This window comes from Streptomyces sp. NPDC028928 (assembly GCF_055564915.1).
In genome coordinates this window covers 133437-158128 of sequence record NZ_JBVHVI010000004.1, presented here as the reverse complement: position 1 = coordinate 158128, position 24692 = coordinate 133437, and the positions used below count along the sequence as shown (strand labels likewise).

Below are 24692 nucleotides of genomic sequence, written 5' to 3'. Positions count from 1 at the left end.
GCCGCATCCCCGGGTCGGGGATGCGGCCCTGAACCGCTGGGCGCTGCCGCTTACTTGCGGATCAGGTTGCGCAGCACGTACTGCATGATGCCGCCGTTGCGGTAGTAGTCGGCCTCACCGGGGGTGTCGATGCGGACGACCGCGTCGAACTCGACACCGGTGTCGGTGGTGACCTTGACCGTGCGCGGCGTGCGGCCCTCGTTCAGCTCGGTGACGCCGGAGATGGAGAAGGTCTCCTCGCCGGTCAGACCGAGGGACTGGGCCGAGGCGCCCTCCGGGAACTGCAGCGGCAGGACGCCCATGCCGATGAGGTTGGAGCGGTGGATGCGCTCGTAGGACTCGGCGATGACGGCCTTCACGCCGAGCAGCGCGGTGCCCTTGGCCGCCCAGTCGCGGGACGAGCCGGAGCCGTACTCCTTGCCCGCGAGGACGACGAGCGGGATGCCCTGCTCGATGTAGTTGCGGGAGGCGTCGTAGATGAAGGAGACCGGGCCGCCGTCCTGCGTGAAGTCACGCGTGTAGCCGCCCTCGGTGCCCGGCGCGATCTGGTTGCGCAGGCGGATGTTGGCGAACGTACCGCGGATCATGACCTCGTGGTTGCCGCGGCGGGAGCCGTAGCTGTTGAAGTCGCGGCGCTCGACGCCGTGCTCCGTGAGGTACTTGCCGGCCGGGGTGTCGGCCTTGATGGCACCGGCCGGGGAGATGTGGTCGGTGGTGACCGAGTCGCCCAGCTTGGCGAGGACCCGGGCGCCGGCGATGTCCTCGACCGGGGCCGGCTCCATGCCCATGCCCTCGAAGTACGGGGGCTTGCGGACGTAGGTGGACTCCGGGTCCCACTCGAAGGTGTTGCCGGTCGGGACCGGGAGGGACTGCCACTGGGCGTCGCCGGCGAAGACGTCCTCGTAGGACTTGGCGAACATGTCCTCGCCGATGGCGTTGGCGACGACCTCGTTGACCTCGGCCTCGCTCGGCCAGATGTCCTTCAGGTAGACCGGGTTGCCGTCCTGGTCGGTGCCGAGGGCGTCCCGGGTGATGTCCACCTTCATGGAGCCCGCGATGGCGTACGCGACGACCAGCGGCGGGGACGCCAGGTAGTTCATCTTGACGTCGGGGTTGATGCGGCCCTCGAAGTTCCGGTTGCCGGAGAGGACCGAGACCACCGCGAGGTCGTGGTCGTTGACGGCCTTGGAGACCTCCTCCGGCAGCGGGCCGGAGTTGCCGATGCAGGTGGTGCAGCCGTAGCCGACGAGGTTGAAGCCCAGCTTGTCCAGGTACGGCGTGAGGCCGGCCTTCTCGAAGTAGTCGGTGACGACCTTCGAGCCCGGGGCGAGGGTGGACTTGACCCACGGCTTGCGGGCGAGGCCCTTCTCGACCGCCTTCTTGGCGACGAGGGCGGCGCCGATCATGACGTACGGGTTGGAGGTGTTGGTGCAGGAGGTGATGGCCGCGACCGTCACCGCACCGTGGTCCAGCTCGTAGGTGGTGCCGTCGGGGGCGGTGACGGGCACCGGGTTGCTCGGCGCGCCGTTCGGGGCGACGGCCGGGGCGTCGGAGGCCGGGAAGGACTCCTGGCCCGCCTCGTCCACGGTGTCGACGTAGTTGCGGACGTCCTGCTTGAACTGCTCGGCCGCGTTGGCGAGGACGATGCGGTCCTGCGGGCGCTTCGGGCCGGCGATGGACGGGACGACCGTGGAGAGGTCCAGCTCCAGCTTCTCGGAGAAGTCGGGCTCGGCGGCCGGGTCCAGCCAGAGGCCCTGCTCCTTGGCGTAGGCCTCGACCAGGGCGACCTGCTGCTCGGAGCGGCCGGTCAGGCGCAGGTAGTTCAGGGTCTCGTCGTCGATCGGGAAGATCGCGGCGGTGGAGCCGAACTCCGGCGACATGTTGCCGATGGTGGCGCGGTTGGCCAGGGAGGTGGCGGCCACACCCTCGCCGTAGAACTCCACGAACTTGCCGACCACACCGTGCTTGCGGAGCATCTCGGTGATGGTGAGGACCAGGTCGGTGGCGGTGGTGCCGGGCTGCAGCTCACCGGTGAGCTTGAAGCCGACGACGCGCGGGATGAGCATGGAGACCGGCTGGCCGAGCATGGCGGCCTCGGCCTCGATGCCGCCGACGCCCCAGCCGAGGACGCCGAGGCCGTTGACCATGGTGGTGTGCGAGTCGGTGCCGACCAGGGTGTCCGGGTAGGCCTTGCCGTCGCGGACCATCACGACACGGGCCAGGTGCTCGATGTTCACCTGGTGGACGATGCCGGTGCCCGGGGGGACGACCTTGAACTCGTCGAAGGCGGTCTGGCCCCAGCGCAGGAACTGGTAGCGCTCCTTGTTGCGGCCGTACTCCAGCTCGACGTTCTGCTTGAAGGCGTCGTTGGTGCCGAACTTGTCGGCGATGACGGAGTGGTCGATGACCAGCTCGGCCGGCGCCAGCGGGTTGATCTTGGCCGGGTCGCCGCCCAGCTCCTTCACGGCCTCACGCATCGTGGCGAGGTCCACGACACAGGGCACGCCGGTGAAGTCCTGCATGATCACGCGGGCCGGCGTGAACTGGATCTCCTGGGAGGGCTGGGCCTGCGAGTCCCAGGTGCCGAGGGCGCGGATGTGGTCGGCGGTGATGTTCGCGCCGTCCTCCGTGCGGAGCAGGTTCTCCAGCAGGACCTTGAGGCTGTACGGCAGGCGAGCGGAGCCCTCCACCTTGTCCAGCCGGAAGATCTCGTACGACTCGTCGCCCACCTGCAGCGTGCTGCGGGCGTCGAAGCTGTTCGCCGACACGACAGTCTCCTTCATTGATGTGCGCGTACCACCGTCAATCGTGCCGCCACGCCGGCTTGGCCGAACCAGTAAGGTCAGGCTAAGTTAGGCATGCCTTACTGGTGTGGCGACCACGGTGCGCCTCGGCAGATATCTCGATGTCGAGATAACACTAGTACATGGGCGCCGACTGGTCATGCCCAACCCGGCCCGGGACGCGCTCCGGGCCGGCCCGACGGCGGCTACCAGTCCCGGTCGGCGGTCATCTTGGCGGGCGCCAGGACGGCGACATGGCCGTGATCGCCGTACACGGACTCCCGCCAGCGGGCGAACACCTCGGCGGCGCGCTGCAGCTCGTCGTCCTCCCACACGCCGTAGTCGACCCAGACGCTGGCCGTCGTACGACCGTCGCCGGGCATGCGCACGCAGACCTTCTCGACATGGGCGGCGATGGCGGCGTCCTTCTTCGAGGCGCCCGCCTTCAGGTACGCGCGGAAGTCGCGGGTCATCGAGAACCAGCGGTGCGGACCGACGTCCGGCACACCCGCGCCGTCGTCCGCCGTGTCATCCGTCGTGTCATCCGTCGTGCCGTCCGTCGTGTCATCCGTCGTGTCGTCCGTCGTGTCGTCCGTCGTGCCGTCCACGGGCGGGCCCTGGTCGTCGGACGTGGTGTCCGGGATCCCCTGGTCGTCACTCGTGGTGTCCGGGAACTCGTCGTCGTCCGACGTGATGTCCGGAATCGTCCCGTCATCGTCGGACGTCGTGTCCGGAATCTCCTGGTCGTCGTCGGTGGTGTCCGGAACCTCCTTGTGAGCGCACTCCTCGTCCGCCGTGGACCACCGCGGCGCCGAGGGGCCGCCCCGGCCCGCGTCCGTGCGCTCCGTGCCGCAGGAGACGAGCGTGCAGCAGCCGACGAGCAACGCGGCGACAACGTACCGACCTGTCCTGGTCTTCATGTGCATCCCCCTTCGGGGTCTCAGAGGGGCACAGGTGGGCGGGGGTTGCCTGGACGGTCGAACACCGTAGGACATCGGCTGATTTGCCCGGATCTTTCCGGGTACCCACAAACCGTTGCGCACAGCGACACTGACGGACCGTCACCGGCGTCACCCGAATGGACCCCCTGGCGGGCGCCATCTCATATCTGAGATAACCTCAACCTCATGTCAGACGACTACCTCGTACGCATCGGCAAGCTCATCCGTGACGCCCGGCAGCACCGGGGCTGGACTCAGACGCAGCTCGCGGAGGCGCTCGGAACCAGCCAGAGCGCCGTCAACCGCATCGAGCGCGGCAACCAGAACATCAGCCTTGAGATGATCGCCCGAATCGGTGAAGCCCTGGACAGCGAGATCGTGTCGCTGGGCTACGCGGGTCCGATGCATCTGCGCGTGGTCGGCGGCCGCCGTCTGTCCGGCGCCATCGACGTGAAGACCAGCAAGAACGCGTGCGTGGCCCTGCTGTGCGCCTCCCTGCTGAACAAGGGGCGCACGGTGCTGCGCCGGGTGGCGCGGATCGAGGAGGTGTACCGCCTGCTGGAGGTGCTCAACTCCATCGGCGTGCGCACCCGCTGGATCAACGACGGTGTCGACCTGGAACTGGTCCCGCCCGCCGAGCTGGAGATGGGCTCGATCGACGCGGAGGCCGCCGTCCGCACCCGCTCCATCATCATGTTCCTCGGCCCGCTGCTGCACCGCATGGACCACTTCAAGCTGCCGTACGCCGGCGGCTGCGACCTGGGCACGCGGACCATCGAGCCGCACATGATCGCGCTGCGCCGGTTCGGTCTGGACATCGCGGCCACCGAGGGCCAGTACCACGCCCAGGTGGACCGCTCGGTCCGCCCCGACCGCCCGATCGTCCTGACCGAACGCGGCGACACGGTGACGGAGAACGCCCTGCTGGCCGCAGCCCGCCACGACGGCGTGACCGTCATCCGCAACGCCTCCTCCAACTACATGGTCCAGGACCTGTGCTTCTTCCTGGAGGCGCTGGGCGTCAAGGTGGAAGGCATCGGCACCACCACGCTCACCGTGCACGGCGTGCCGAACATCGACGTCGACGTCGACTACTCCCCCTCCGAGGACCCGGTCGAGGCGATGAGCCTGCTGGCCGCCGCCGTGGTCACCGAGTCGGAGCTGACGGTCCGCCGGGTGCCCATCGAGTTCCTGGAGATCGAGCTGGCGGTCCTGGAGGAGATGGGCCTCGACCACGACCGCAGCCCCGAGTACTGCGCGGACAACGGCCGTACCCGGCTGGTCGACCTCACGGTCCGCCCCTCCAAGCTCGAAGCACCGATCGACAAGATCCACCCCATGCCCTTCCCGGGCCTGAACATCGACAACGTCCCGTTCTTCGCGGCCATCGCGGCCACCGCGCAGGGCAAGACGCTCATCCACGACTGGGTGTACGACAACCGGGCCATCTACCTGACCGACCTCAACCGCCTCGGCGGCCGGCTCCAGCTGCTGGACCCGCACCGGGTCCTGGTCGAGGGCCCGACCCGCTGGCGCGCCGCCGAGATGATGTGCCCGCCGGCCCTGCGGCCGGCGGTCGTCGTCCTGCTGGCGATGATGGCGGCCGAGGGCACGTCGGTGCTGCGCAACGTGTACGTCATCAACCGCGGTTACGAGGACCTCGCCGAGCGCCTGAACTCGATCGGGGCGCAGATCGAGATCTTCCGGGACATCTGACAGTCTTCGGGAAAGACACCGCTGCACCCCTCCTGACCTGCGTGAATGTAAGCCGGGAGGGGTTCGGCTGCGCCTGTGGGACTTCTCAGGGACTTTGGGCCGGGGCCGAGGGACTGTCGGCCTCAGGGGCCGGGGGACGGATTGCCCTGCACTCCGCGTGATGCGTAATCGGAAGGACCTCGTCCTGAGCGAGTCATAGAAAAGCAGGTCAGGGCAGGATTCGGCTCGCTGCCCCACCTTCACGCTCAGACACCCTGCAGAAGCCCGCTCCCGCGCACTGCGGTCGCAAGCTCGCGCATCGTGCCCCTTACCGTCCCCGGCCGCCATAATGGAGGCATGTCCTCCAGCCCACAGCAACCCGCAGCCGCGCCGAACGGTCTCTCGGACGTGGTCGCCGAGGATCTCATGCTGTACCGGGAGAAGTTCCAGCGGCGGCTGCCGGAGTCGCTGGACGAGTTGCGCGGCCCGGCACAAGGTGTCGTGGAACTGCCGCTGCACATGGCATGGTCGGGGATGACCTCGTACGACATGAGCAAGCCTCGCCAACGCATGGGCCTGTACCGCACCGTCCTGCACGAGGGCCTGCGCGACGACCTGCCCCAATACCTCAACAGGGATCTTCTCCTCCAGATGTGGCCGGTGCTGCGTAACCTCGTCGGTCGCACCGTGCGCTCCGTGTGGGAAGACACCTTCCCCGAGCTCGTCTCCCGCACCCGGGCAGCCGCGTGACGGACATGCCAGAGCTGCACACGCGGCTCCTGGCGGATGTGATCGCCCTCGGCTCGCCGTATCCCCTGGTTCTCACCGGTGGATACGCCGTGCGGGCGCACCGCCTCGTGAACCGCCCAAGCCAGGATCTCGACGTTGCCACCGAGAACCCGGCACCGATGGCCGACATCGCCGCCGCACTCCGCGCCGGCCTGGAAGCCCGCGGCTGGGAGGTGCACGCCCTGGAGACCGCCCCGCTGTCCGCCCGCTTCACTGTGACCGACCCAGCTACGGGCCAGGAATGCGAAGTGGACATCCTCAAGGAGATCTTCTGGCGGCCTGTCGCCCAGAGCCCGTACGGGCCCGTCCTCGCGGAGGAGGACGTGATCGGGACCAAGGTCCGCGCCCTTGCCGACCGCGGAGCGCCCCGCGACCTGATCGACGTGTTCGCAGCCTCCCGCCGCTGGACCAATGCCGAACTCGAGGAGTTCGGCCGCCGTCATGCCCGCGGCCGCTTCGAGCGCGAGGATCTGCAGTCGAACCTCGCGGGCGCCGAGTGGACCGATGACGAAGCCTTCACCGCCTATGGGCTCAGTGACGCCACCATCACCGCTCTCCGCTCCTGGGCCGTGGAGTGGGCCGACGACCTCGCGGCCCGCCTCCTCGAAGAGGCCGATGATCCGGACATCGACTGATCACGTCCGGATGAGATCTCGTCTGGAAACGATCAGAGCAAGAGCCAAGAAGTGAGTAGGTGGGACAGCAGTAGTTACGGGCTTGTCCCCCACCGTGCGCGCCATGCTGCAAGCACTGCGCCCCTGCCCGCCCCGTAGTCCACCGGCTCCCAGGACGTCACGGGCCAGCTGGCCAATCTCGATCAGGACATGGCGTTCTAAGTGTCCCCGCTGCGGCGCACCAGCATCGAGTTGCGCCGCCGCACGAACGGCCTCTGTTTCCTGGCGCTGTCACGACACGGTCTGAAAGAGGGGGCCGAACGGCCGGAGCAATGCCTAAGGGTTGTCCCGTAAATGATCTTTGAGTCGCCCTGGGTATGGTCAGTCGCGGTACGGGCCGCTTGCCTATCCGGCGAGGGGGAGGTTGTGCATGCGGGCGATGCCGAGCATGGCGTGGTGGACTCCGTCGCCTTTGAGTCGGCAGTCGCGGAGGATCTCTTCCAGGTCTTCATGCGGGCGAAGACGTGCTCGACTCGGGCTCGGACCTGCTTGTGGGACTTGTTGTGCGCCTCCTTCCAGTCGCCCAGTTCTTCGCCCTCGCGGCGGCGGTGTGGCATGACGAGTCCGGTGCCGGGATAGCCGCCGTCGGCGATCGTGAGTGTTCTGCTGACGGCGGCTTTGGCGCCCGATTCCTCCCAGGCCTTGCAGTCGTTGCGGTTCCCGGCGAGCGGCCGGCCGACCACGACGATCAAGCGGGTGTCGGCGTCGATGACGACCTGGTGGTTGGTGGAGTACCGGTAGTTCTTGGACTGCGCCGAGATGGCGTGGTCGCGGGTGGGGACCAGGGTGCCGTCCACGATCAGCACGGTGTCCTTGGCGAACCGCTTGCGGGGCTGGAGCGCGAGCATCGGCCCGAGATGGTCGATGATCCGATCCGCCGCCGACTTGGACACCCCGAACAGCGGCGCGAGCTGCCGCATCGTCAGGTTCGTGCGCCAGTACGCCGCGACCAGCAGTGCCCGATCCTCCAGCGGAAGGCTCCACGGCCGGCCCTTGCGGACCGCGTCCGCACCCTCCCGCCGCAGCACGGTCACCAGCTTCCCGAAGCAGCGAGGGCTCAGCCCGGCGAACGGGGCTATCCAGGACGGCTCCGACGCCGTGATCACACCAGCCACGGCGAGATCGTCTCATCTTGATCACGTCGCAGGGTCCGCCTGCCTCTGGCTGGAGACATCTCGGTCGCCCGGACGGATTCGGCATGAGAACCTCACACCCGTGGCTACGGAAACCGAGGCGGGAGAGCTCTTGCACCAGCGCGGCTGGCGGACGGCATTCACGGTCGCTGAGAGAGTGAACGCGTGGGCCGCCCTGGTGAGCGCCATCGAGCGCGGCTACGGCGACTTCATCCACGAGTACACCAACGACCTCTACTGCCGGAACTGGCTGCACGAGGCGTGGGTCCTGCTGGACGAGCACATCGTCCAGCTCTGGACCCCGCAGATCAAAGCTCTGGACGCTCGGTACAAGGCCGCGACCGTCGACGACGACGGCATAGCACTCGACCAGTTCCACAGGCTTCCTGGCCCAGACCTGTGGTGGTGGCGGCGACACCCCCGCATCCTCACCGGAGACCTCGGGCGTTCGCTTCGCTCGGTCGGCGCCATCGGCGCCGACCCGGAAACAGCCTGACCCTCAGCCTCACGTGATTACGGGACAGCCCTTAGACCCAGAACATCAGGGTGGGCGGGGGCAGAGGCTGAGGGTGGCGCGTCTCAGCCTCTGCCCGGACATACGGCCCGCAGGCGGGTGGCCCAAGCAGCCGACTACAGGTGAAGTCCGACGTGGTTCACGATGAAACGCTTCCCATCGGAGTCGAGGGCGAAGTAGATCCGTCCGACCTCGTTGGGCGACACCGCGTCCCGGACCTTGATGTGCGGCAGTCCGTCGCAGCGCTTCCCGTCGAACATGAAGTAGCGCTTGTCCCTGTCCTTGCTCAGCTTCTCGTCGCTGGGCGCGTACTTGAGTCCGTGGTTGTCGTAGAACCACTGGGTCAGCCTGGGTTTATTGCCAGGGTTGGCGTACAGGTCCATCGCGGCCTGCGCAAGAGCGATCAGCTGGTCGGTCATCTCCTGGGGATACGGATAGCGGGAATCCTTCCAGGCGCGCCCCGCTCTCGCCGTGAACACGATGTGCTCCTCCGACGCCTTGGTGAGAGCCTTGAAAGTGGGCACGGCGTCCGTTCCCAGGGCTGGGATCTCACTCCAGGCGTCGAGTACGGCTGCCTGTCCCCTCCCGCTCTTCGACAGGTCGAGGTACTGATTCTTCCAGTAATCCCGGTCCTGGCGCAGCGCCTCGGCGGTGGCGGCGTCGTCTCGCGCCTTGTCGCGTTCCTCCATGCAGCTTTGTGCCATGACCTCCCAGGACCTGGCGTCCTCTTCGAGTTGCCGTACGCGGTTTTGCATAGCTTCGAGTTCGGCGGTGGTGTGCTGGTCCCTGAGCGGGCAGGTGGCCTGTCTGAGCGGTGCTGCTACCGCTTCCGGGGGAGCACCTTCGCTCAGCGTGCATGTCGACGCTGAGCGTTCCGCGTCGACTGCGGCGGCTCCTCCCCGCTCAGCGTGGCGAGCACGAGGCTGCGCTGTCCTCGGAAGCTGCGGATGACCTGCTGGCGGACGAGGTCAGTACTCGTTCCGGTGGTGCCGATCTGGCCCGTCTCCACCAGGCGTGTGAACAGCGTGTTGTCCAGGTAGGCCGGAACGTTCTTGTAGCCGAACCGGAGGGCACCGCCCCGTCCGTCCTTCAATCGGCCGTCTTGGCACAGCGATTCGAACTGCCGACGGGAGAAGTACATCCCGTGAATCATCTCCGTCGTGTGCGGCAGCACGGAACGCGGATGACAGAGCTTGATCCAGCTCGGACCCCGGCGCCTGACGTTCAGAAGCTCACGGTCGCCTAGGGTGTAAGCAGACCGCCAGTCACTCGGCTCGCAGGTCGCGGGGTCTTCACCGGCCGCTAGCCGTTCGGTAAGCACGCGATGCCGTTCGTGGATGGTGGACTCCCGATGCACGAACATCAGTGCACGCCGCGTCCGCACTCCTTGCATAGAGCCGAGAGAGTGGCTGCGGGCAGCGGGACTTTCCTGGGACTTCCGGCTGCATCAACGGGCAAGAGCGTGTAACAACTCAAAGGCCATTACTGCAAGTCAGCGACCCGCGACCGCCCATTGCAGCAGGTCACGGCGCTAGCGGGTCTCTTCCGGGACATCTGACCGTCCCGCGCAGGACGCCGCCGCACCCCGTCCGACCACGGGGTGCGGCGGCGTCCGCGCTTCCGCTCCGGGGCGCGCCCGCGGTACTCGCTGGACGACTCCGGGGGCCGGGGCGGGGGTGGAGGGCCGCCGTTCGGGTGAGGGGTGGTCGGGGCCGGTCCCGGGCGGAAAGCCGGGGATGTGGAGGCCTCGGGCACGCTGAGTGAGCGTGCGGATCGATGCGAAGTGGCAGCCTGCTGTCCCTCTGGCCACACTGAAACCGGTGGTTCCTGGCCAAAAGGGACCCATCTGGCCGTTGGCGATCCACACGTCCTCAGGAGATCGAATGGTGGAGCAGTCCTCGGAGGTCCCCATATCGGGGCCGGACGAACCTGCCGTCACCCTGAGCGACACCGGGCCGGCCGTGAAGGACACCGAGAGGAGACTCGCGGCGACGCTGGCCGAGGTGACCGGCGCCGACGACGTCCCGGCCGAGAGCCACTTCTTCACCGATCTCGGCGCCAACTCCCTGGTCATGGCGCAGTTCTGCGCGCGGCTCAGGAAGAATCCGGATCTGCCCTCCCCCTCGATGCGGGACATCTACCGGCATCCCACGATCCGCGGCCTGACGGCGGCTCTCCTGGCGGCCGCTCCGGCGTCCCCTCCCGCCGCCCCCGACCCCTCGGCAAAGGCCCCGGCGGAACCGGCTCCGGTGACCCGCACCAGCCGGCGGGCCCACCTGCTGTGCGGAACGCTCCAGCTGTCGGTCTTCCTCGTCTACTCCCTCGTCTCCGGGTTCGTCACCGCCGCGGGATACGAGTGGATCGCCGCCGGCGCGGACCCGCTCGACATCTACCTGCGGTCGCTGGTGTTCGGCAGCGGCGGCTTCCTCGCCCTGTGCGCCTTTCCCGTCGTGGCGAAATGGCTGCTGGTCGGCCGCTGGAAACCGGGCGAGTTCCCCGTCTGGGGCCTGGCCTATCTGCGCTTCTGGCTGGTCAAGGTCCTGCTGCACGCGAATCCGATGGTGTTCCTCGTCGGAACCCCGCTGTACGTGCTGTATCTCCGCGCCCTGGGCGCGCGGATCGGGAAGGGCGTCACGATCCTCTCCCGCTCCGTCCCGGTCTGCACCGACCTGCTGACGATCGGCGCCGGGACGGTGATCCGCAAGGACGCGTACGTCCTGGGCTACCGGGCCTACGCGGGCCGCATCCAGACCGGCCGGGTCACGCTCGGCCGGGACGTGTACGTCGGCGAGAAGACCGTCCTGGACATCGACACCTCGATGGGCGACGGCGCCCAGCTGGGCCACTCCTCCGCGTTGCACCGCGGCCAGGCGGTCCCGGACGGCGAGCGCTGGCACGGGTCCCCGGCGGAGCCCGCGCGGGTCGACTACCTCCGGGTCGAGCCGGCCCGGTGCGGCACCGCGCGCCGGACCTGGTTCGGCCTGGTCACGCTGGTGCAGCTGGTCGGCGTGTACGTTCCGGTCGCCGTCGGCGGGGTGTACATGGTGTTCACGGGGATACCGGCGATCGGCAAGCGGCTCGATCCGCAGACGGCCGTACTGACCCGGTCCGCACTCGTCCCCGACGCGCTGGGCGTCTCGCTCGCCCTGTTCTGCGGCTTCCTCGCCCTGGGGCTCGTCGCGCTGTACGTCGTTCCGCGGCTGCTGCACCTGCTGGTCAAGCCCGACCGGGTCTATCCGCTCTACGGGTTCCACTACGCGCTGCACCGGCTGGCGGCCCGCCTGACGAACATCAAGTTCTTCGCATGGCTGTGCGGGGACAGCTCGTACATCGTGCACTATCTCCGCGGCCTCGGTTACGATCTGTCACGGGTCGAGCAGACCGGTTCGAACTTCGGCACCGAGGTGCAGCACGAGACGCCCTTCCTGGTCTCCGTCGGCACCGGCACGATGGTGGCCGACGGGCTCTCCGTCATCAACGCCGAGTACTCCAGTACGTCGTTCCGGCTGTCCCGGGTGTCGATCGGGCCGCGCAACTTCCTGGGCAACAACATCGCCTATCCGGTGGGCGGCAGGACGGGCGAGAACTGCCTGCTGGCGACGAAGGTGATGGTCCCCCTCGACGGCGAGGTCCGGACCGGGGTGGGGCTGCTCGGTTCGCCGTGCTTCGAGATCCCGCGCTCGGTGGAGCGGGACGCCCGGTTCGACCATCTCAGGACGGGCGACGAGCTGCGCGGCCATCTCGCCGCGAAGAACCGCTACAACCTCCGCACGATGGCCCTGATGCTCTTCCTGCGCTGGCTGCACGTCTTCGCGGTCACCCTGTTCGCCCTCGTCTCCGTGGATCTGTACGGGGTGCTCGGGGACGTGGTGATCGGCGCGTATCTGGCGCTGCTGCTCGCCTTCTCCACCGCGTACTACGTGCTCCTGGAGCGCTGCCTGATGTCGTTCCGCAGGATGCGCCCGCTGCTGTGCTCCATCTACGACCGCGACTTCTGGCTGCACGAGCGGATGTGGAAGATTCCCTCGCACTTCCTCAACGTCTACAACGGCACCCCCTTCAAGAGCCTCGTCTGGCGCCTGATGGGCGTGCGCATCGGACGCCGGGTGTTCGACGACGGGTGCTTCATCACCGAACGGACGCTCACCACCATCGGCGACGAGTGCACCCTCAACGCCGGGAGCAAGATCCAGTGCCACTCGCAGGAGGACGGCACCTTCAAGTCCGACGGCACCACGCTCGGCGCCGGCTGCACGCTGGGCGTCGCCGCCCATGTGCACTACGGCGTGACCATGGGCGACGGCTCGGTGCTGGCACCCGATTCCTTCCTCATGAAAGGCGAGGAAGTCCCCCCGAACGCGCAGTGGGGCGGCAATCCGGCCGTGGACATGCCCGAGGCCGGCGGATCCGGCCGGGCCGTGGAGACGACCGACGCCCCTGCGGCTGCCACGAGTTGAGGAAGGCCATCCGATGGACACGCGCGTGGAGACGGACCGGGAGTTCTGGAGCCGGGTGCTGACCGCCGGCGGCGGCACCGCCGTGCCCCGGTGGGCGGAGGAGCCGGTCCCCGGAGCGGCCGAGCAGGAGACCGCGGTCCCGGACGAGGTCGCGGCCCAGGTGCGCAGACTGGTGCGCCGGTCGGGGCTGCCGCTCAGCGCGGTGCTGCTGGCGGCGCACGCCAAGGTGCTGGCGGCGCTGTCCGGCGAGCCGGAGGTGGTGACGGGGTACACCGCGGGGGTGCGCGGCGAGCCACTGCCGTGCCGCCTGACCGTGCCCCCGGGGTCCTGGCGGGCGCTGGTGTCGGCCGCCGAGCGCGCCGAGGCGGCGGTGCTGGCCCACCGGGAGTTCCCGGTGGCGAAGCTGGCCCGGGAACTGGGGGTGACCGAGCCGTCGTACCAGGTCGTGTTCGGGCCCATGGGCGCCGAGGAGGCGCACGCCGAGGACGGGGTCCTGCACGTGCGCTGGTGCGACCGGGGCGGACGGCTGCTGCTGCGCCTGCGGTACCGCACGGACGTGCTGGACGCCGGGAGCGCGGAGCGGATCGGCGGCTACCACCTGAGGGCGCTGCGGCTGCTGGCGGCCGATCCGGACGCCGGGCACGCGCAGCAGAGTCTGCTGTCGGCCGAGGAGGTGCGCGAGCAGCTGGAGGGGCTGGCGGGTCCCCGCCGGCCGCTGCCGGACGCCCGCGCGCACGAGCTGTTCGAGCGCCGGGTACGGGAGCGGCCGCAGGCGGTGGCCGCGGTGCACGGCGAGCGGGAGTGGACGTACGCGGAACTGAACGCGCGCGCCAACCGGCTGGCCCGGGCGCTGCTGGCCCGGGGTCTCGGCCGGGAGGACGTGGTCGCCGTCGTCACCGAACGGAACCTCGACTGGCTGGCGGCGACGCTGGCGGTGTTCAAGGCGGGCGGGGTGTACCTGCCCATCGAGCCGCACTTCCCGGCCGGCCGAATCGCGGCAACGTTGTCGCGGGCGGGGTGCCGGCTGGTCCTCACCGAGTCCGGCAGCACCCGGACCCTGGACCAGGCGCTGGCCGACGTACCGGGGGCCGAGAAGCTGCTGGTCGGGACGGCGTACGCGGAACCGCACGCCGACGGAGACCTCGGGGTGCGGGTCGATGCCGGTCAGCTGGCCTACATCTACTTCACCTCCGGTTCCACCGGCGAGCCGAAGGGGGCGATGTGCGAGCACGCGGGCCTGCTCAACCACCTCCACGCCAAGATCGAGGACCTGGGGATCGGCGAGGGGTCCGTGGTGGCGCAGACGGCCCCGCAGTGCTTCGACATCTCGCTCTGGCAGCTGCTCTCCGCGCTGCTGGTCGGCGGGCGGACCCTGCTGGTCGGCCAGGACGTGGTCGTGGACGTGGAGCGGTTCCTCGACACGCTGGTGCGCGGGCGGGTCACCGTGACCCAGGTCGTGCCCTCCTACCTGGAGGTCGTGGTCTCGTACCTGGAACGGCACCCCCGCGCCCTGCCGGACCTGCGCTGGGTGTCGGTGACCGGCGAGGCGCTGAAGCGGGAGCTGGTCCAGCGCTGGTTCGCGCTCCAGCCGGACATCCGGCTGCTGAACGCCTACGGGCTGACGGAGACCTCCGACGACACCAACCACGAGGTCCTGGACGGCGTGCCCGACCGGGTCCTGCTGGGGCGGGCGGTGAACAACGTGCACGTCTACGTCGTGGACGAGCAGCTGTCCCTGGTGCCGCTGGGCGCCCCGGGACTGATCGCGTTCTCCGGTGTCTGTGTGGGCCGGGGGTACGTCAACGATCCCGAGCGGACCCGGGAGGCCTACCGGACGGACCCGTACCGGCCCGGGGAGCGGCTCTACCTGGGCGGTGACTGGGGCCGCTGGCACCCCGGCGGCAAGCTGGAGTTCCTCGGCCGCCGGGACAGCCAGGTCAAGATCCGCGGGTTCCGGATCGAGATCGGCGAGATCGAGAACACCCTGCTGCGGGTCGACGGGGTCCGGGACGGTGCCGTGGTCGTGGTCGAGCGGGGCGGGAACACACAGCTGATCGCCTTCCACACCGGCCGGCGGCACGAGCCGGAGGCGCTGCGCGAGGCGCTCGCGGCGGCGCTGCCCGCCTACATGGTCCCGGCCGCCTTCCACTGGCGGGAGAGCCTCCCGCTGACCGCCAACGGCAAGACCGACCGGAAGGCCCTGACCGCCGAGGCCCTTCGGGCGGCGCCGGACACCGAGACGGACGGCCCGGAGCGGGAGGCGCTCAGCCCGGCCGAACGGCGGCTGGCGGCGGCCTGGGCGGAGCTGCTGGGCGTGCCCGAGCACCGGATCGGCCGCACGGACCACTTCTTCGACTCCGGGGGCACCTCCCTGACCGCGGTCAAGCTCAGCATCGCGCTGGACCGGGCGGTCTCGCTGAAGGACATCACCCGGCATCCGGTCCTCGCCGACCTGGCCGCCCTCCTCGACGGCGGCGCCCGGCGGCGCCCGGAGCTGCTCCAGCCCCTGTCGGAGGCGGGCGGTGCGGCGGAGGGCGCGCTGGTGTGCTTCCCCTACGCGGGCGGCAACGCGGTCAACTACCGGCCGATGGCGGCGGAGCTGGCCGGCAGCGGTCCGGCGGTCCTCGCGGTGGACCTGCCCGGGCACGACCTGGCGGCCCACCGGGAACCGTTCGCGTCCATCGAGGACGTCGCCGAGGAGGTCACCGCCGAGATCACCGCGCGCGGTCTGACCCGGGTCATGCTGTGGGGCCACTCCTCGGGCGCCGCGCCGGCCCTGGAGACGGCCCGCAGGCTCCAGGAACGGGGCGTGCGGGTGACGCGGGTGTTCCTCGGCGCGCAGCTCCTCGGCACCGCCGCCGAGCGGAACGCCGCCGTCGCCGAGCTGACGCGCCGGAGCGACGCGGAGATCGCGGCACGGCTGACCGAGGACAGCGGCTACACCGAACTGTCCGAACTGAACGAGCGGCACGCCGAGCACATCGGTGCCGCCTACCGGCACGACTGCGTGTCCGCGCACCGCTACTTCGCGGCGGCCCTGGAGTCCCCGCCGCCGGTGCGGCTGTCCGTACCGGTCTCGGTGGTCGTCGCCGCCGACGACCCGCACACGGCGGGCCACGCCGACCGCCACCGCGACTGGCTGCTCCTGGCCGAGCACGTCGATCTGCACGAACTGGCCGACGGGGGCCACTACTTCCTGCGCACCCGGCCGGCCGAGGCGGCGCGGGCCGTGCTGAGCGCGGCCGTCCCGCTGGCCTCCACCTGAGACCCGTACGAACCACCGACACGGCGACCGAAAGGAACCCGAGATGCCGTCCTCATCCCTGGCAGCACCGCTCGATGTGGAGCTGCGGCCGGACAGGCCCGCGATGCTGCGCGTCGATCCACCGCAGGACGCCGCGGCGTGGGCGGCCGAGTACCGCGAGGCCCTGCGGGCGCAGGTCACCGAGCACGGGGCGCTGCTCGTCCGCGGCCTCGGCCTGAAGGACGCGGACCAGGTCGGTGCCGTCTTCGCCCGGCTGGCCGGTGAACTCCTGCCGGAGCGGGAGGCGTTCGCCCCGCGGGAGGCGCTCGGGGCGGGGCTGTACTCCTCCACGCCCTGGCCGGACAACCAGCCGATGTGCATGCACCACGAGCTGAGTTACCCGCTCCAGGTGCCCGGCCTGCTGCTGTTCGCGTGTCTGACCGCTCCCGAGGAGGGCGGGGCGACGGCGGTGGCCGACGCCGCGGAGGTCCTCGACGCGCTGCCCGCCGAGCTGACGGAACGCTTCGAGCAGGAGGGCTGGCTGCTGACCCGCACCTACCAGGACGAGATCGGGGCGTCGCCGGCCGAGTCCTTCGGCACCGACGACCGGGACGCGATCGAGCGCTACTGCCGCGCGAACGCCATCGACATCCGCCGGCAGGGCGACGGCCCCCTGCGCACCGAGCAGCGCCGCTGCGCCGTCGTACGGCACCCGCTCACCGGCCGGCGGTGCTGGTTCAACCAGATCGCCTTCCTCAACGAGTGGACGCTGGCCCCCGAGGTGCGCGAGTACCTGGTGGACGAGTACGGCGCCGACGGGCTGCCGTTCAACACCCGGTACGGCGACGGCGGTGCGATCCCCGAGGACGTCGTCCAGCGGATCAACACCGTCTACGAGGAGCACACCCGGCGCGAACCCTGGCAGGCCGGTGACCTGATGCTGGTGGACAACATCGGCACCGCGCACAGCAGGGAGCCCTTCACCGGGGAGCGGCGGGTCCTGGTCGGCATGGCGGAGCCACGGCGCCTGGCCGACTCCTGCCCGGCGGGGGAGGCGAGCGGGCGATGACCCATCTGCTGTCGACCACCCCCGAGCCGGCCACGCCCGGGCCCGCGTCGCCGCCCACCTTCGCGGTGATCTCCGGCAAGCAGGTGCGGCAGACCCTCGGCGGGCGCGAGAAGGAACTGGTGGAACTGGTCGAGGCGACCTACCGGCTGCACGGCGCCGGGGACTCGGTCAACCCGCCCTCGTACTTCCTGCGTTTCCCCGACCGGCCGTCCTCGCGGATCATCGCGCTGCCCGCCTCACTCGGCGGCACCACGCAGGTGGACGGCCTGAAGTGGATCTCCAGCTTCCCCGACAACGTGCGCGCCGGGCTCCCCCGGGCCTCCGCCGTCCTGATCCTGAACGACCACGACACCGGTTACCCCTTCGCCTGCCTGGAGAGTTCCGTCATCAGCGCGACCAGGACGGCGGCCTCCGCCGCGCTGGCCGCCGACTGGCTCAGCCGCACCCGGACCCGGCCCCGCCGGGTCGGCTTCTTCGGCACGGGCCTGATCGCCCGGTACATCCACACCTTCCTGGCCGGCACCGGCTGGACCTTCGACGCGATCGGCCTGCACGACCTGTCCGCCGACAGCACCGACGGCTTCCGCGGCTATCTGCGCCAGTCCGGCGCCACCGGGCAGGTCACCGTCCACGACAGCGCCGAGGACCTGATCTGCTCCAGCGACCTCGTGGTCTTCGCCACCATCGCCGGCCGGCCGCACGTCACGGCCCCGGGCTGGTTCGAGCACAACCCCCTGGTCCTGCACGTGTCGCTGCGCGACCTCGCCCCCGAGATCCTGCTTGGCGCGGCCAACTTCGTGGACGACGTCGACCACTGCCTGCAGGCCGACACCTCCCCGCACCTGGTCGAGCAGCGCACCGGGAACCGCGACTTCCTCAACGGCACCCTCTACGACGTGATGCTCGGCCGGGCCGCCCCTCCCCACGACCAGCCAGTGATCTTCTCCCCCTTCGGCCTCGGCGTCCTCGACCTGGCCGTCGGCAAGTACGTCTACGACCAAGTGGCCCGGGCGGGAGAACTCCGCCTCATCGACGACTTCTTCCACGACCTGCGCCGGTACGGCTGAGGCGGTTGCCCTCGGCCCTGGCACCAGGAGGCTGCCGTGCCCGTCATATCCGCTCCCCACGACTTCAACGAAGGAAGTCTCTTCGTCGATCTAGAGCCGGTTTTCGGACACCGCCTCTACCTCAAGTGCGAGGGCTTCAACTTCGCCGGTTCCATCAAGTTGAAGGCCGCGAACGAGATGGTCGAGGGCGCCGAGCGGGACGGCAGCCTGACGCCGGACTCCATCCTCGTGGAGTCCTCGTCCGGAAACCTCGGCGTCGCGCTCAGCATGATCGCGGCGAGCAAGGGCTACCGGTTCCTGTGCGTGACCGACTCCCGGTGCAACCTGTCGACCAAGCTGCTGATGGAAGCCCTGGGCAGCCACGTGCACGTGGTGACCGACCTGGACGCCAACGGGGGCTTCCTGGGGACGCGGCTGGAGTACGTCCGCGCGCTGTGCGCGTCCGACGACCGGTACGTGTGGCTGAGCCAGTACACCAACGCGGGGAACTGGCGGGCCCACTTCCGTACGACGGCTCCGGAGATCGCCGGCCACTTCCCGCACCTGGACGTGCTGTTCGTCGGGACGGGCACCGCGGGCACGCTGATGGGCTGCGCCCGCTACTTCCGCGAGTGGCACCGGCCGGTGCGGATCGTCGCCGTGGACAGCGTGGGCTCGGTGGCCTTCGGCGGTACGCCCGGCCGCCGGATGATCCCCGGCCTGGGCATGAGCATGCGTCCCCCGCTGCTCGACGAGTCGTACGTGGACGAGGTGGTCCGGGTGGAGGAGGCGGACACCATCCGCACCTGTCACCGCATGGCCCGCCGCGGTTTCCTGTTCGGCGGCTCCACGGGAACGGTGGTCAGCGCCGCGACGGACTGGCTGGCCCGGCACGGCACCCGCGGCCTCACCGCGGTGGCCATCGCCCCCGACCTCGGCGAGCGCTACCTCGACACCATCTACCAGACCAACTGGCTGCAGGACCTCTACGGCGAACACCTGCTCGACTCCGCCGAGGCCAGCGCGTGGCAGGAGGACTCCGCGTCCCGGGGCCCGGGGGACCGCCGCAGACGGTGACGGCACCGGCCGGGGCTCACCCGACCGGTGCCGGGGTGCGGGCCCGCCACGGGATCCGGAACGCGGTGGCCGTGACGATCAGGGCCGAGGCCGCCACCGTGGCCATGCCCACGGTCAGATCGGCCGCGCCGGCCACGAAACCGATCAGGGCGGGGCCGGCCAGCAGGCCCGTGGTGCCCATCGCGGCGACCAGGGCCAGCGCGTCCGGGCCGTGGCCGGCGGCCGCCACGTACACGCACGGGGTGACGGCGGCCGCGCCGAGGCCGACACAGGCGAAACCGAGCAGCGTGGGGACCACTCCCCCGGCGAGCAGTGCGAGGGCCAGGCCGACGGCGGCCACCGCGCTGCCCGCGCGCACCACGCGCCCGTCGCCCCAGCGGGTGCGCCAGCGGTCCGCGCACAGCCGGGCCAGCAGCATCATCACGGAGACGACCGCGATACCCAGCGGTGCGATAGTCGCGGACGCCTTGACGACGTCCTTCAGGTAGAGCGTCGACCAGTCGTTCATGGCGCCCTCGGTGATCGTGCCGAAGGCCATCGCACAGCCCATGAGAAGGGTCGTGCCGGAGGGCAGGCCGCGCCGGGTGCGCCGCTTCGGCTCGCCCGTACCGGCGGGACGCGCCTCCTCGTGCGGCAGCAGGCCCGGGCGGGCGCCGGCGAGCAGGAGCAGCAACAGGACACCGGCGACGGCGAAGTGGGCCGGGATGGCCCCGGTCACGGTGGTGGCGCCGGAGGCCAGCAGGGCGGCGGCGAGCAGCCCGCCGCTGAAGGTGGCGTGCAGCTGGGACATGGCCGTACGCCCGTGGACGCTCTCCAGCGCGGCGCCCTGCGCGTTCATGGCGACGTTGAGACAGCCGACCGCGACTCCGTCGGCGCACACCACGAGCAGCGCCGACGGGTAGTCCGGTACGACGGCCAGCGCGGCCAGGACGACGATCAGGGCGGCGGCGGAGGCGAGGGACAGCAGCCGGGAGCCGAACCGCCGCATCAGGGCGGCGACCAGCGGGAAGGAGGCCGCCGCTCCGGCCCCGCAGGCCATCAGCAGCAGACCCACCTCGCCGGCGCCCAGGTCCAGCCGGGTCTTCAGCGCGGGCAGCCGGGAGACCCAGGTGCCGTACTGGAAGCCGAGGAAGCAGAACAGTGCCGCGATCGACCACTTGGCGCGCCGGAAGGAGGGTACGGGCATCAGCTCGCCCTCCGCCGGGCGGCGACCGGTGCCGACATGTACACCGCGCCGCTGCCGTAGCCGGCCGGCACCCGCGCCTCGTGGTGGGGGCGGTAGCCGTTGGCCCGCCAGAAGCGCTCCCTGCCGGCGATCGCGATCAGCGACATGGTCGCGAAGCCCCGGGTGCGGGCCACGTCCCCGAGGTGCCGGGCCAGGCGGGTGCCCAGGCCCCGGCGCCGCAGGGGCGCGCTGACGACCAGGTCGTGCAGGTGGAGGTTGGTGGTGTGGTGGGCGACCTGTTCCGGGCGGGCGGGGTCGGGGCAGTGGAACCGCCGGTAGGGCAGGGCGAGGACATAGCCCGCGATCCGGCCGTCGAGGTCGAGGACGAAGCTGGTGCCCGCCGAGGCCCGGGACCGCAGGCCGGCCTCTCCCTCGGTCAGCGGGGTCCCCGCGTACGCCCCGGCCTCCAGGGCCGCGACCTGGGGCCAGTCGGCCTCGGTGATGCCCCGTATGAGGCCTGTCATGTCAGTGCTGTCCTTCCCGGGTGTCCTTCCCGGCCGCGCGTGCACACGCACGGCAGCGGGCGGATGCCGTTGAATCCCTGGGTCGTGTAACTGGTGGCGTAGGCACCGGCGGAGAGGATCCACACCGGGTCGCCGGAGCGGACGGACCGGGGCACCCGCACCGGGTACCGGCCGCCGCCGTAGGCGTCGTCGCTGTCGCAGGTGGGGCCGGCGACGATCGCGGGGACGTACTCCTCCGTCTCCCGGCCGGGGAAGACCAGCGGGTGGGTCACCTGGTCCATCTCGTACAGACCGTTGAATTTGCCGACGCTCAGGTACAGCCAGCGGGTACGCCCGCCGCCCGGCTGCGCCCGTTCGGTCAGCCGGACCACACGGGCGCGGATCACTCCGTGATCGGCGACCAGGTGACGGCCCGGCTCCAGCACGAAGTCGAGGGGGGCGGCGGCCGACGCGTTCAGGCGTTCCATGCCCTCGCGGAGCACGGTGAGGATCTTGTCGAGGGGCGGTTCGAGAGGGGTGCCGTGCCGGTCCTGGTAACCGAGCGCGGGCAGCCCGCCGCCGAGGTTCACATGGTCGGGTACGATCCCCCGCCCGGCCAGCGCCGTCAGCGTCCCGGCGAGCGTGTCGAGGGCCTGCTGCCAGGCCTCGCCGGTCATCTGCTGCGAGCCGACGTGCACGGACAGGCCCGCCGGGGCGAGGCCGGCCGCGCGGGCCGCGTCCAGCACGCGGACGGCGTCGTCGGGTGCGCAGCCGAACTTGCGGTTCAGGCCCCACAGCGCGCCCTCCCCGCTGGTGGCCAGGCGGCAGAAGACCCGGGCGCGGGGCGCGTGCGCGGCGATGGCGGTGACGTCCTCGACGCTGTCGGTGGCGAAGGTGCGGACACCCAGGCGGTGGGCCTCGGCGATGTCGTGGTCCGACTTGACGGTGTTGCCGTAGTGGATGTGGTCGGGGTGGGCACCGGCGCGCAGGGCTTGCTCGATCTCGGCGGGGCTCGCCGCGTCGAATCCCGCTCCGCGCTCGGCCAGGCAGTGCAGGACCTCGTCGACGGGGCAGGCCTTGAGGGCGAAGCGGATGCGGGTTCCGGGCAGCTCGCTGAGCAGGGTGTCGTACTGGTGCTCTATGCCGGTGAGGTCGTAGACGACGCGGTCGGTGGCATGCCCCGTCGGTGCGCTCATGACCGGGCTGCCTTGATCAGTTCCGGCCAGGACTCGGTCAGGTGGGCGAAGTCCTCGATGTCCCTCTCCGCTCGGTCCAGCAGCTCGGCGCGTTCCGGGGCGAGTTGTGCCGCGAAGGACGCGTAGCGCCCGCCCAGTTTGCGGTACGCCGTGTCGATCCGGTCCAGTCGCCAGATGTTCTCGGCGCGGTCCAGGCCGGTGCTCTCCCGGAGGATCTCCACGATCCGGTCGGGCCGGACCCGCTGCCGGGCGTCCAGCAGCCCGGCGCCCTCGGCGGCCATCCGGTCGTAGACGTGGTGGAAGTACAGCATCGACAGCAGGAACTTCACGAACCGTCGCTGGTAGGCCGGGAAGCCGGTGTCGGTGCGGCGTTCGGGGGTGTGGAAGTTCTCGATGTGGCGGTTGTGGAGGATGCCGGGCAGGCCCGCGTCGTGGACGAGGTGGAGGAGGAAGTAGTCGCTGCCGATGGTGTCGGTGGCCGGCGGGAGCGGGATCCGTTCGTACACCGCGCGGTCGAAGGCGATGTTGCACATGTCGACGCGCATCGGGTCGACCACGGTGAGGGTCGAGTGGTCCCCGGTGAAGGGTGCGGTGCCCGCTCCGGTGAACGACTCCTCGACCAGGGCGCGCTTGCGGTCCTCGGGCCAGTCGGCGCGGGCCCAGAGGCTGACCACGTCGTGGTGGACCCCTTCGTCCAGGCGCCGTATCTCCCCGATGTCCACGGAGAGTTCGCCGATGAAGGAGGCTCCCGCGAGGGAGACCGGGCGGTGGGCCAGTGCCGGGGGGAGGTCGGTGCGGGTGACGGCGGCCGAGGCCTCGGCGGCGGGCCGGCCGAGCCACGGCAGCTCGTGGTGGACGGGGAACACCGGGCGTCCGGCGTGGAGTTGGTAGGTGCTGTCGGAGTCGCGGCGGTGCACCGAGTCGCAGCCGAGGGCGGCGGCCAGCAGGAAGGCGCGGTTGGTGCAGGCGCCGTAGGAGACGGCGGGCGGGAGCATGAGGTGCAGCAGGCGCTCGGGGTCGGGCAGGCCCGCCTTCCGGATGGCCCGGCGCAGGAAGTCCCGCTGGGCTTCCTCGTCGAGGTGATGGACGGTCACGCCCCGGTGTGCGGGCAGGGCGGCGATCGCGCGGGTGTGCCCGGCCCGGGCGGCGGCGTCGGCGGAGTCCAGGATCAGCAGCTGGACATCGGCGCCTAAGTGCCCGGCGGCGTACGCGGCTTCGGCGTGCAGGGCGGTGATGGTGGCGGAGCAGGCCCGGTTGGTGGGCAGGGTGAGGCAGACGCGGTTCACCGGGCACCTTCCGCGGCGGCCCAGGAGTCGAGGCCGAGCAGCCTGCGCCCCAGGGCGTTCAGTTCGGCGGGGCCGTAGCGCAGGGCTTCGGGCGTGCGGGCGTCGCCGAGGAGGGTGGCGTTCCAGTCGGGGGTGGCGAGGGTGCGCCAGGAGTCCACGCGGGAGTCGCGCAGGGCCGTGTGCTCCTCCAGCGCGGGCATCATCGACAGGTACTGGACGGCTCGGACAGCGTTGTCGGAGAGGTTGGGTGCCACGCCGTGCGCGAGCAGTCCGTTGAAGATCAGCAGGTCGCCGGCCTGGAGGTCGGGGCGGATCACCGGGAACTCGGCGCGGTCGACGGCGGGCCGGACCGGGTCGCGGCCGGGCGGCTGGGCGACGCGCCACTCCTCGAAGCGGCGGAAGAGTTCGGGTGCGCACTGGAAGCCGCCGAGTTCGGGGCGGGTGTCGGTGAGCGCGATGATGCCCTGGACGCGCTGCGGCAGCACGGCGAGGGTGGTGTCGACGTCCCAGTGCAGCTCGATGTCGAAGCCCTCGTCGGTGGGTTCGATCAGCGAGCGGGAACGGGTGCGGACGTTGGGCGGGTTGAGGTTGAGGCGGTCCAGGGTGACCCACAGTTCGGGGCTGTCCCAGACGTCCACGAAGGCGTCGTGGACGCGCTGCGTCTGCCGGCTGTCCCACAGGAGCTGGTGGTGGTAGGCCTCGACGAAGCCGTAGATGTAGAGGTGCCGGTCGAGTTCGGAGCGGAACTCGGGTTCCTCGTACCAGGTGTCGGGGCGGTCGGGGTCGAGTCCCTGGAACTCCCAGGCGAAGTCCAGCAGGGCCTTGGCCTCGCCGGGGGCGATGGCCTCGCGTACGACGACGTAGCCGTACGTCTGCCAGAAGGTGAAGTCCTCTTCGGTCAGGACCCTGAGCGGCTGGCTCTTCTCGAGGTCGCGCAGGGGGGTCGGGGCGAGGTAGGTCTCGCCGTCGGCGCTGAAGTAGGGGCGGGCGGTCGCCGCGCGGTGGAGGTGGGGGTGGGGCGTCTGCATGCGATTCCTCTGGAACTGGAACACGAGGTCCGGTCGAGGTCCGGGAAAAGAGCAAGATCGAGCGGGCCGCCCGCACCCGCGGGCGGCCGGTG

General features: G+C 70.5%; 18 protein-coding genes and 1 pseudogene. 9 read left to right on the top strand and 10 right to left on the bottom strand.

Annotated features, from left to right (window positions below; translation table 11 throughout):
• Window positions 1-50: 50 nt before the first annotated feature.
• Both acnA and ACZ4U1_RS11985 read right to left on the bottom strand, forming a co-directional pair.
• Window positions 51-2768, bottom strand: coding sequence for an aconitate hydratase AcnA (gene acnA, locus ACZ4U1_RS11990; protein WP_467902445.1), 2718 nt, complete (start codon window positions 2766-2768; stop codon window positions 51-53).
• Between the two features lie 221 nt (window positions 2769-2989).
• Window positions 2990-3703: a hypothetical protein gene (locus ACZ4U1_RS11985; RefSeq protein WP_467902443.1), complete on the bottom strand. Its 714-nt coding sequence runs from the start codon at window positions 3701-3703 to the stop codon at window positions 2990-2992.
• 207 nt (window positions 3704-3910) lie between these two features.
• Between ACZ4U1_RS11985 and ACZ4U1_RS11980 the strand changes: the two genes are divergently transcribed.
• The 3 genes from ACZ4U1_RS11980 (at window position 3911) to ACZ4U1_RS11970 (ending at window position 6843) form a co-directional block, all read left to right on the top strand.
• Window positions 3911-5440: a helix-turn-helix domain-containing protein gene (locus tag ACZ4U1_RS11980; RefSeq protein WP_467902441.1), complete on the top strand. Its 1530-nt coding sequence runs from the start codon at window positions 3911-3913 to the stop codon at window positions 5438-5440.
• Between the two features lie 336 nt (window positions 5441-5776).
• Window positions 5777-6169 (top strand): hypothetical protein, encoded by a 393-nt coding sequence (locus tag ACZ4U1_RS11975; protein ID WP_467902439.1) that lies wholly within the window; start codon window positions 5777-5779, stop codon window positions 6167-6169.
• Window positions 6170-6174: 5 nt separating this feature from the next.
• Window positions 6175-6843 (top strand): nucleotidyl transferase AbiEii/AbiGii toxin family protein, encoded by a 669-nt coding sequence (locus ACZ4U1_RS11970; RefSeq protein ID WP_467902437.1) that lies wholly within the window; start codon window positions 6175-6177, stop codon window positions 6841-6843.
• Between the two features lie 384 nt (window positions 6844-7227).
• Here ACZ4U1_RS11970 and ACZ4U1_RS11965 read toward each other — a convergent pair.
• Window positions 7228-7997 (bottom strand): annotated as a pseudogene (locus ACZ4U1_RS11965) (transposase).
• 100 nt (window positions 7998-8097) lie between these two features.
• Here ACZ4U1_RS11965 and ACZ4U1_RS11960 point away from each other — a divergent pair.
• A complete protein-coding gene (locus ACZ4U1_RS11960) occupies window positions 8098-8511 on the top strand; it encodes a hypothetical protein (protein WP_467902435.1) in 414 nt (137 codons plus the stop codon).
• A gap of 134 nt (window positions 8512-8645) precedes the next feature.
• Here ACZ4U1_RS11960 and ACZ4U1_RS11955 read toward each other — a convergent pair whose 3' ends face one another.
• Window positions 8646-9233, bottom strand: a complete 588-nt coding sequence (locus tag ACZ4U1_RS11955; RefSeq protein ID WP_467902434.1) for a hypothetical protein — start codon at window positions 9231-9233, stop codon at window positions 8646-8648.
• A 143-nt stretch (window positions 9234-9376) separates the two neighbouring features.
• Window positions 9377-9886: a hypothetical protein gene (locus ACZ4U1_RS11950; RefSeq protein ID WP_467902432.1), complete on the bottom strand. Its 510-nt coding sequence runs from the start codon at window positions 9884-9886 to the stop codon at window positions 9377-9379.
• 526 nt (window positions 9887-10412) lie between these two features.
• On the opposite strand from ACZ4U1_RS11950, the gene ACZ4U1_RS11945 reads away from it, so the two are divergent.
• The 5 genes from ACZ4U1_RS11945 to sbnA are packed head-to-tail and all read left to right on the top strand — an operon-like array spanning window position 10413 to window position 19422.
• Window positions 10413-12986: a Pls/PosA family non-ribosomal peptide synthetase gene (locus tag ACZ4U1_RS11945; protein WP_467902430.1), complete on the top strand. Its 2574-nt coding sequence runs from the start codon at window positions 10413-10415 to the stop codon at window positions 12984-12986.
• Window positions 12987-12999: 13 nt separating this feature from the next.
• A complete protein-coding gene (locus ACZ4U1_RS11940) occupies window positions 13000-16251 on the top strand; it encodes a non-ribosomal peptide synthetase (protein ID WP_467902428.1) in 3252 nt (1083 codons plus the stop codon).
• Window positions 16252-16294: 43 nt separating this feature from the next.
• Window positions 16295-17299: a TauD/TfdA family dioxygenase gene (locus ACZ4U1_RS11935; RefSeq protein WP_467902426.1), complete on the top strand. Its 1005-nt coding sequence runs from the start codon at window positions 16295-16297 to the stop codon at window positions 17297-17299.
• Complete coding sequence (sbnB, locus tag ACZ4U1_RS11930) at window positions 17296-18366, top strand: 2,3-diaminopropionate biosynthesis protein SbnB (RefSeq protein WP_467902424.1); 1071 nt, start codon at window positions 17296-17298, stop codon at window positions 18364-18366. The genes ACZ4U1_RS11935 and sbnB overlap by 4 nt, the downstream gene beginning before the upstream one ends.
• A 36-nt stretch (window positions 18367-18402) precedes the next feature.
• The gene (gene sbnA, locus ACZ4U1_RS11925; RefSeq protein WP_467902422.1) at window positions 18403-19422 is read left to right on the top strand and encodes a 2,3-diaminopropionate biosynthesis protein SbnA; all 1020 of its coding nucleotides are present in this window, start codon (window positions 18403-18405) and stop codon (window positions 19420-19422) included.
• A gap of 16 nt (window positions 19423-19438) precedes the next feature.
• Here sbnA and ACZ4U1_RS11920 read toward each other — a convergent pair whose 3' ends face one another.
• Genes ACZ4U1_RS11920 through ACZ4U1_RS11900 form a run of 5 tightly spaced genes read right to left on the bottom strand, consistent with a single transcriptional unit; the run spans window position 19439 to window position 24600 of the window.
• The gene (locus ACZ4U1_RS11920) at window positions 19439-20608 is read right to left on the bottom strand and encodes an MFS transporter (RefSeq protein ID WP_467902420.1); all 1170 of its coding nucleotides are present in this window, start codon (window positions 20606-20608) and stop codon (window positions 19439-19441) included.
• Window positions 20608-21111, bottom strand: coding sequence for a GNAT family N-acetyltransferase (locus ACZ4U1_RS11915; protein WP_467902418.1), 504 nt, complete (start codon window positions 21109-21111; stop codon window positions 20608-20610). Before ACZ4U1_RS11915 ends, ACZ4U1_RS11920 begins: the two co-directional genes overlap by 1 nt.
• Window positions 21108-22286: a type III PLP-dependent enzyme gene (locus ACZ4U1_RS11910; protein ID WP_467902416.1), complete on the bottom strand. Its 1179-nt coding sequence runs from the start codon at window positions 22284-22286 to the stop codon at window positions 21108-21110. Before ACZ4U1_RS11910 ends, ACZ4U1_RS11915 begins: the two co-directional genes overlap by 4 nt.
• Complete coding sequence (locus ACZ4U1_RS11905; protein WP_467902414.1) at window positions 22283-23572, bottom strand: DUF6271 family protein; 1290 nt, start codon at window positions 23570-23572, stop codon at window positions 22283-22285. Before ACZ4U1_RS11905 ends, ACZ4U1_RS11910 begins: the two co-directional genes overlap by 4 nt.
• The gene (locus tag ACZ4U1_RS11900) at window positions 23569-24600 is read right to left on the bottom strand and encodes a phytanoyl-CoA dioxygenase family protein (RefSeq protein ID WP_467902412.1); all 1032 of its coding nucleotides are present in this window, start codon (window positions 24598-24600) and stop codon (window positions 23569-23571) included. The genes ACZ4U1_RS11905 and ACZ4U1_RS11900 overlap by 4 nt, the downstream gene beginning before the upstream one ends.
• Window positions 24601-24692 lie beyond the last annotated feature (92 nt).

Excerpts from the sequence above, each read along its gene's own strand:
- sbnB (WP_467902424.1), top strand. The coding sequence starts at position 17,296 with ATGACCCATCTGCTGTCGACCACCCCCGAGCCGGCCACGCCCGGGCCC.
- ACZ4U1_RS11920 (WP_467902420.1), bottom strand. The coding sequence starts at position 20,608 with ATGCCCGTACCCTCCTTCCGGCGCGCCAAGTGGTCGATCGCGGCACTG.
- ACZ4U1_RS11980 (WP_467902441.1), top strand. The coding sequence starts at position 3,911 with ATGTCAGACGACTACCTCGTACGCATCGGCAAGCTCATCCGTGACGCC.
- ACZ4U1_RS11945 (WP_467902430.1), top strand. The coding sequence starts at position 10,413 with ATGGTGGAGCAGTCCTCGGAGGTCCCCATATCGGGGCCGGACGAACCT.
- ACZ4U1_RS11970 (WP_467902437.1), top strand. The coding sequence starts at position 6,175 with ATGCCAGAGCTGCACACGCGGCTCCTGGCGGATGTGATCGCCCTCGGC.
- ACZ4U1_RS11910 (WP_467902416.1), bottom strand. The coding sequence starts at position 22,286 with ATGAGCGCACCGACGGGGCATGCCACCGACCGCGTCGTCTACGACCTC.
- ACZ4U1_RS11935 (WP_467902426.1), top strand. The coding sequence starts at position 16,295 with ATGCCGTCCTCATCCCTGGCAGCACCGCTCGATGTGGAGCTGCGGCCG.
- ACZ4U1_RS11900 (WP_467902412.1), bottom strand. The coding sequence starts at position 24,600 with ATGCAGACGCCCCACCCCCACCTCCACCGCGCGGCGACCGCCCGCCCC.
- ACZ4U1_RS11955 (WP_467902434.1), bottom strand. The coding sequence starts at position 9,233 with ATGGCACAAAGCTGCATGGAGGAACGCGACAAGGCGCGAGACGACGCC.
- ACZ4U1_RS11985 (WP_467902443.1), bottom strand. The coding sequence starts at position 3,703 with ATGAAGACCAGGACAGGTCGGTACGTTGTCGCCGCGTTGCTCGTCGGC.
- ACZ4U1_RS11940 (WP_467902428.1), top strand. The coding sequence starts at position 13,000 with ATGGACACGCGCGTGGAGACGGACCGGGAGTTCTGGAGCCGGGTGCTG.
- ACZ4U1_RS11915 (WP_467902418.1), bottom strand. The coding sequence starts at position 21,111 with ATGACAGGCCTCATACGGGGCATCACCGAGGCCGACTGGCCCCAGGTC.
- ACZ4U1_RS11975 (WP_467902439.1), top strand. The coding sequence starts at position 5,777 with ATGTCCTCCAGCCCACAGCAACCCGCAGCCGCGCCGAACGGTCTCTCG.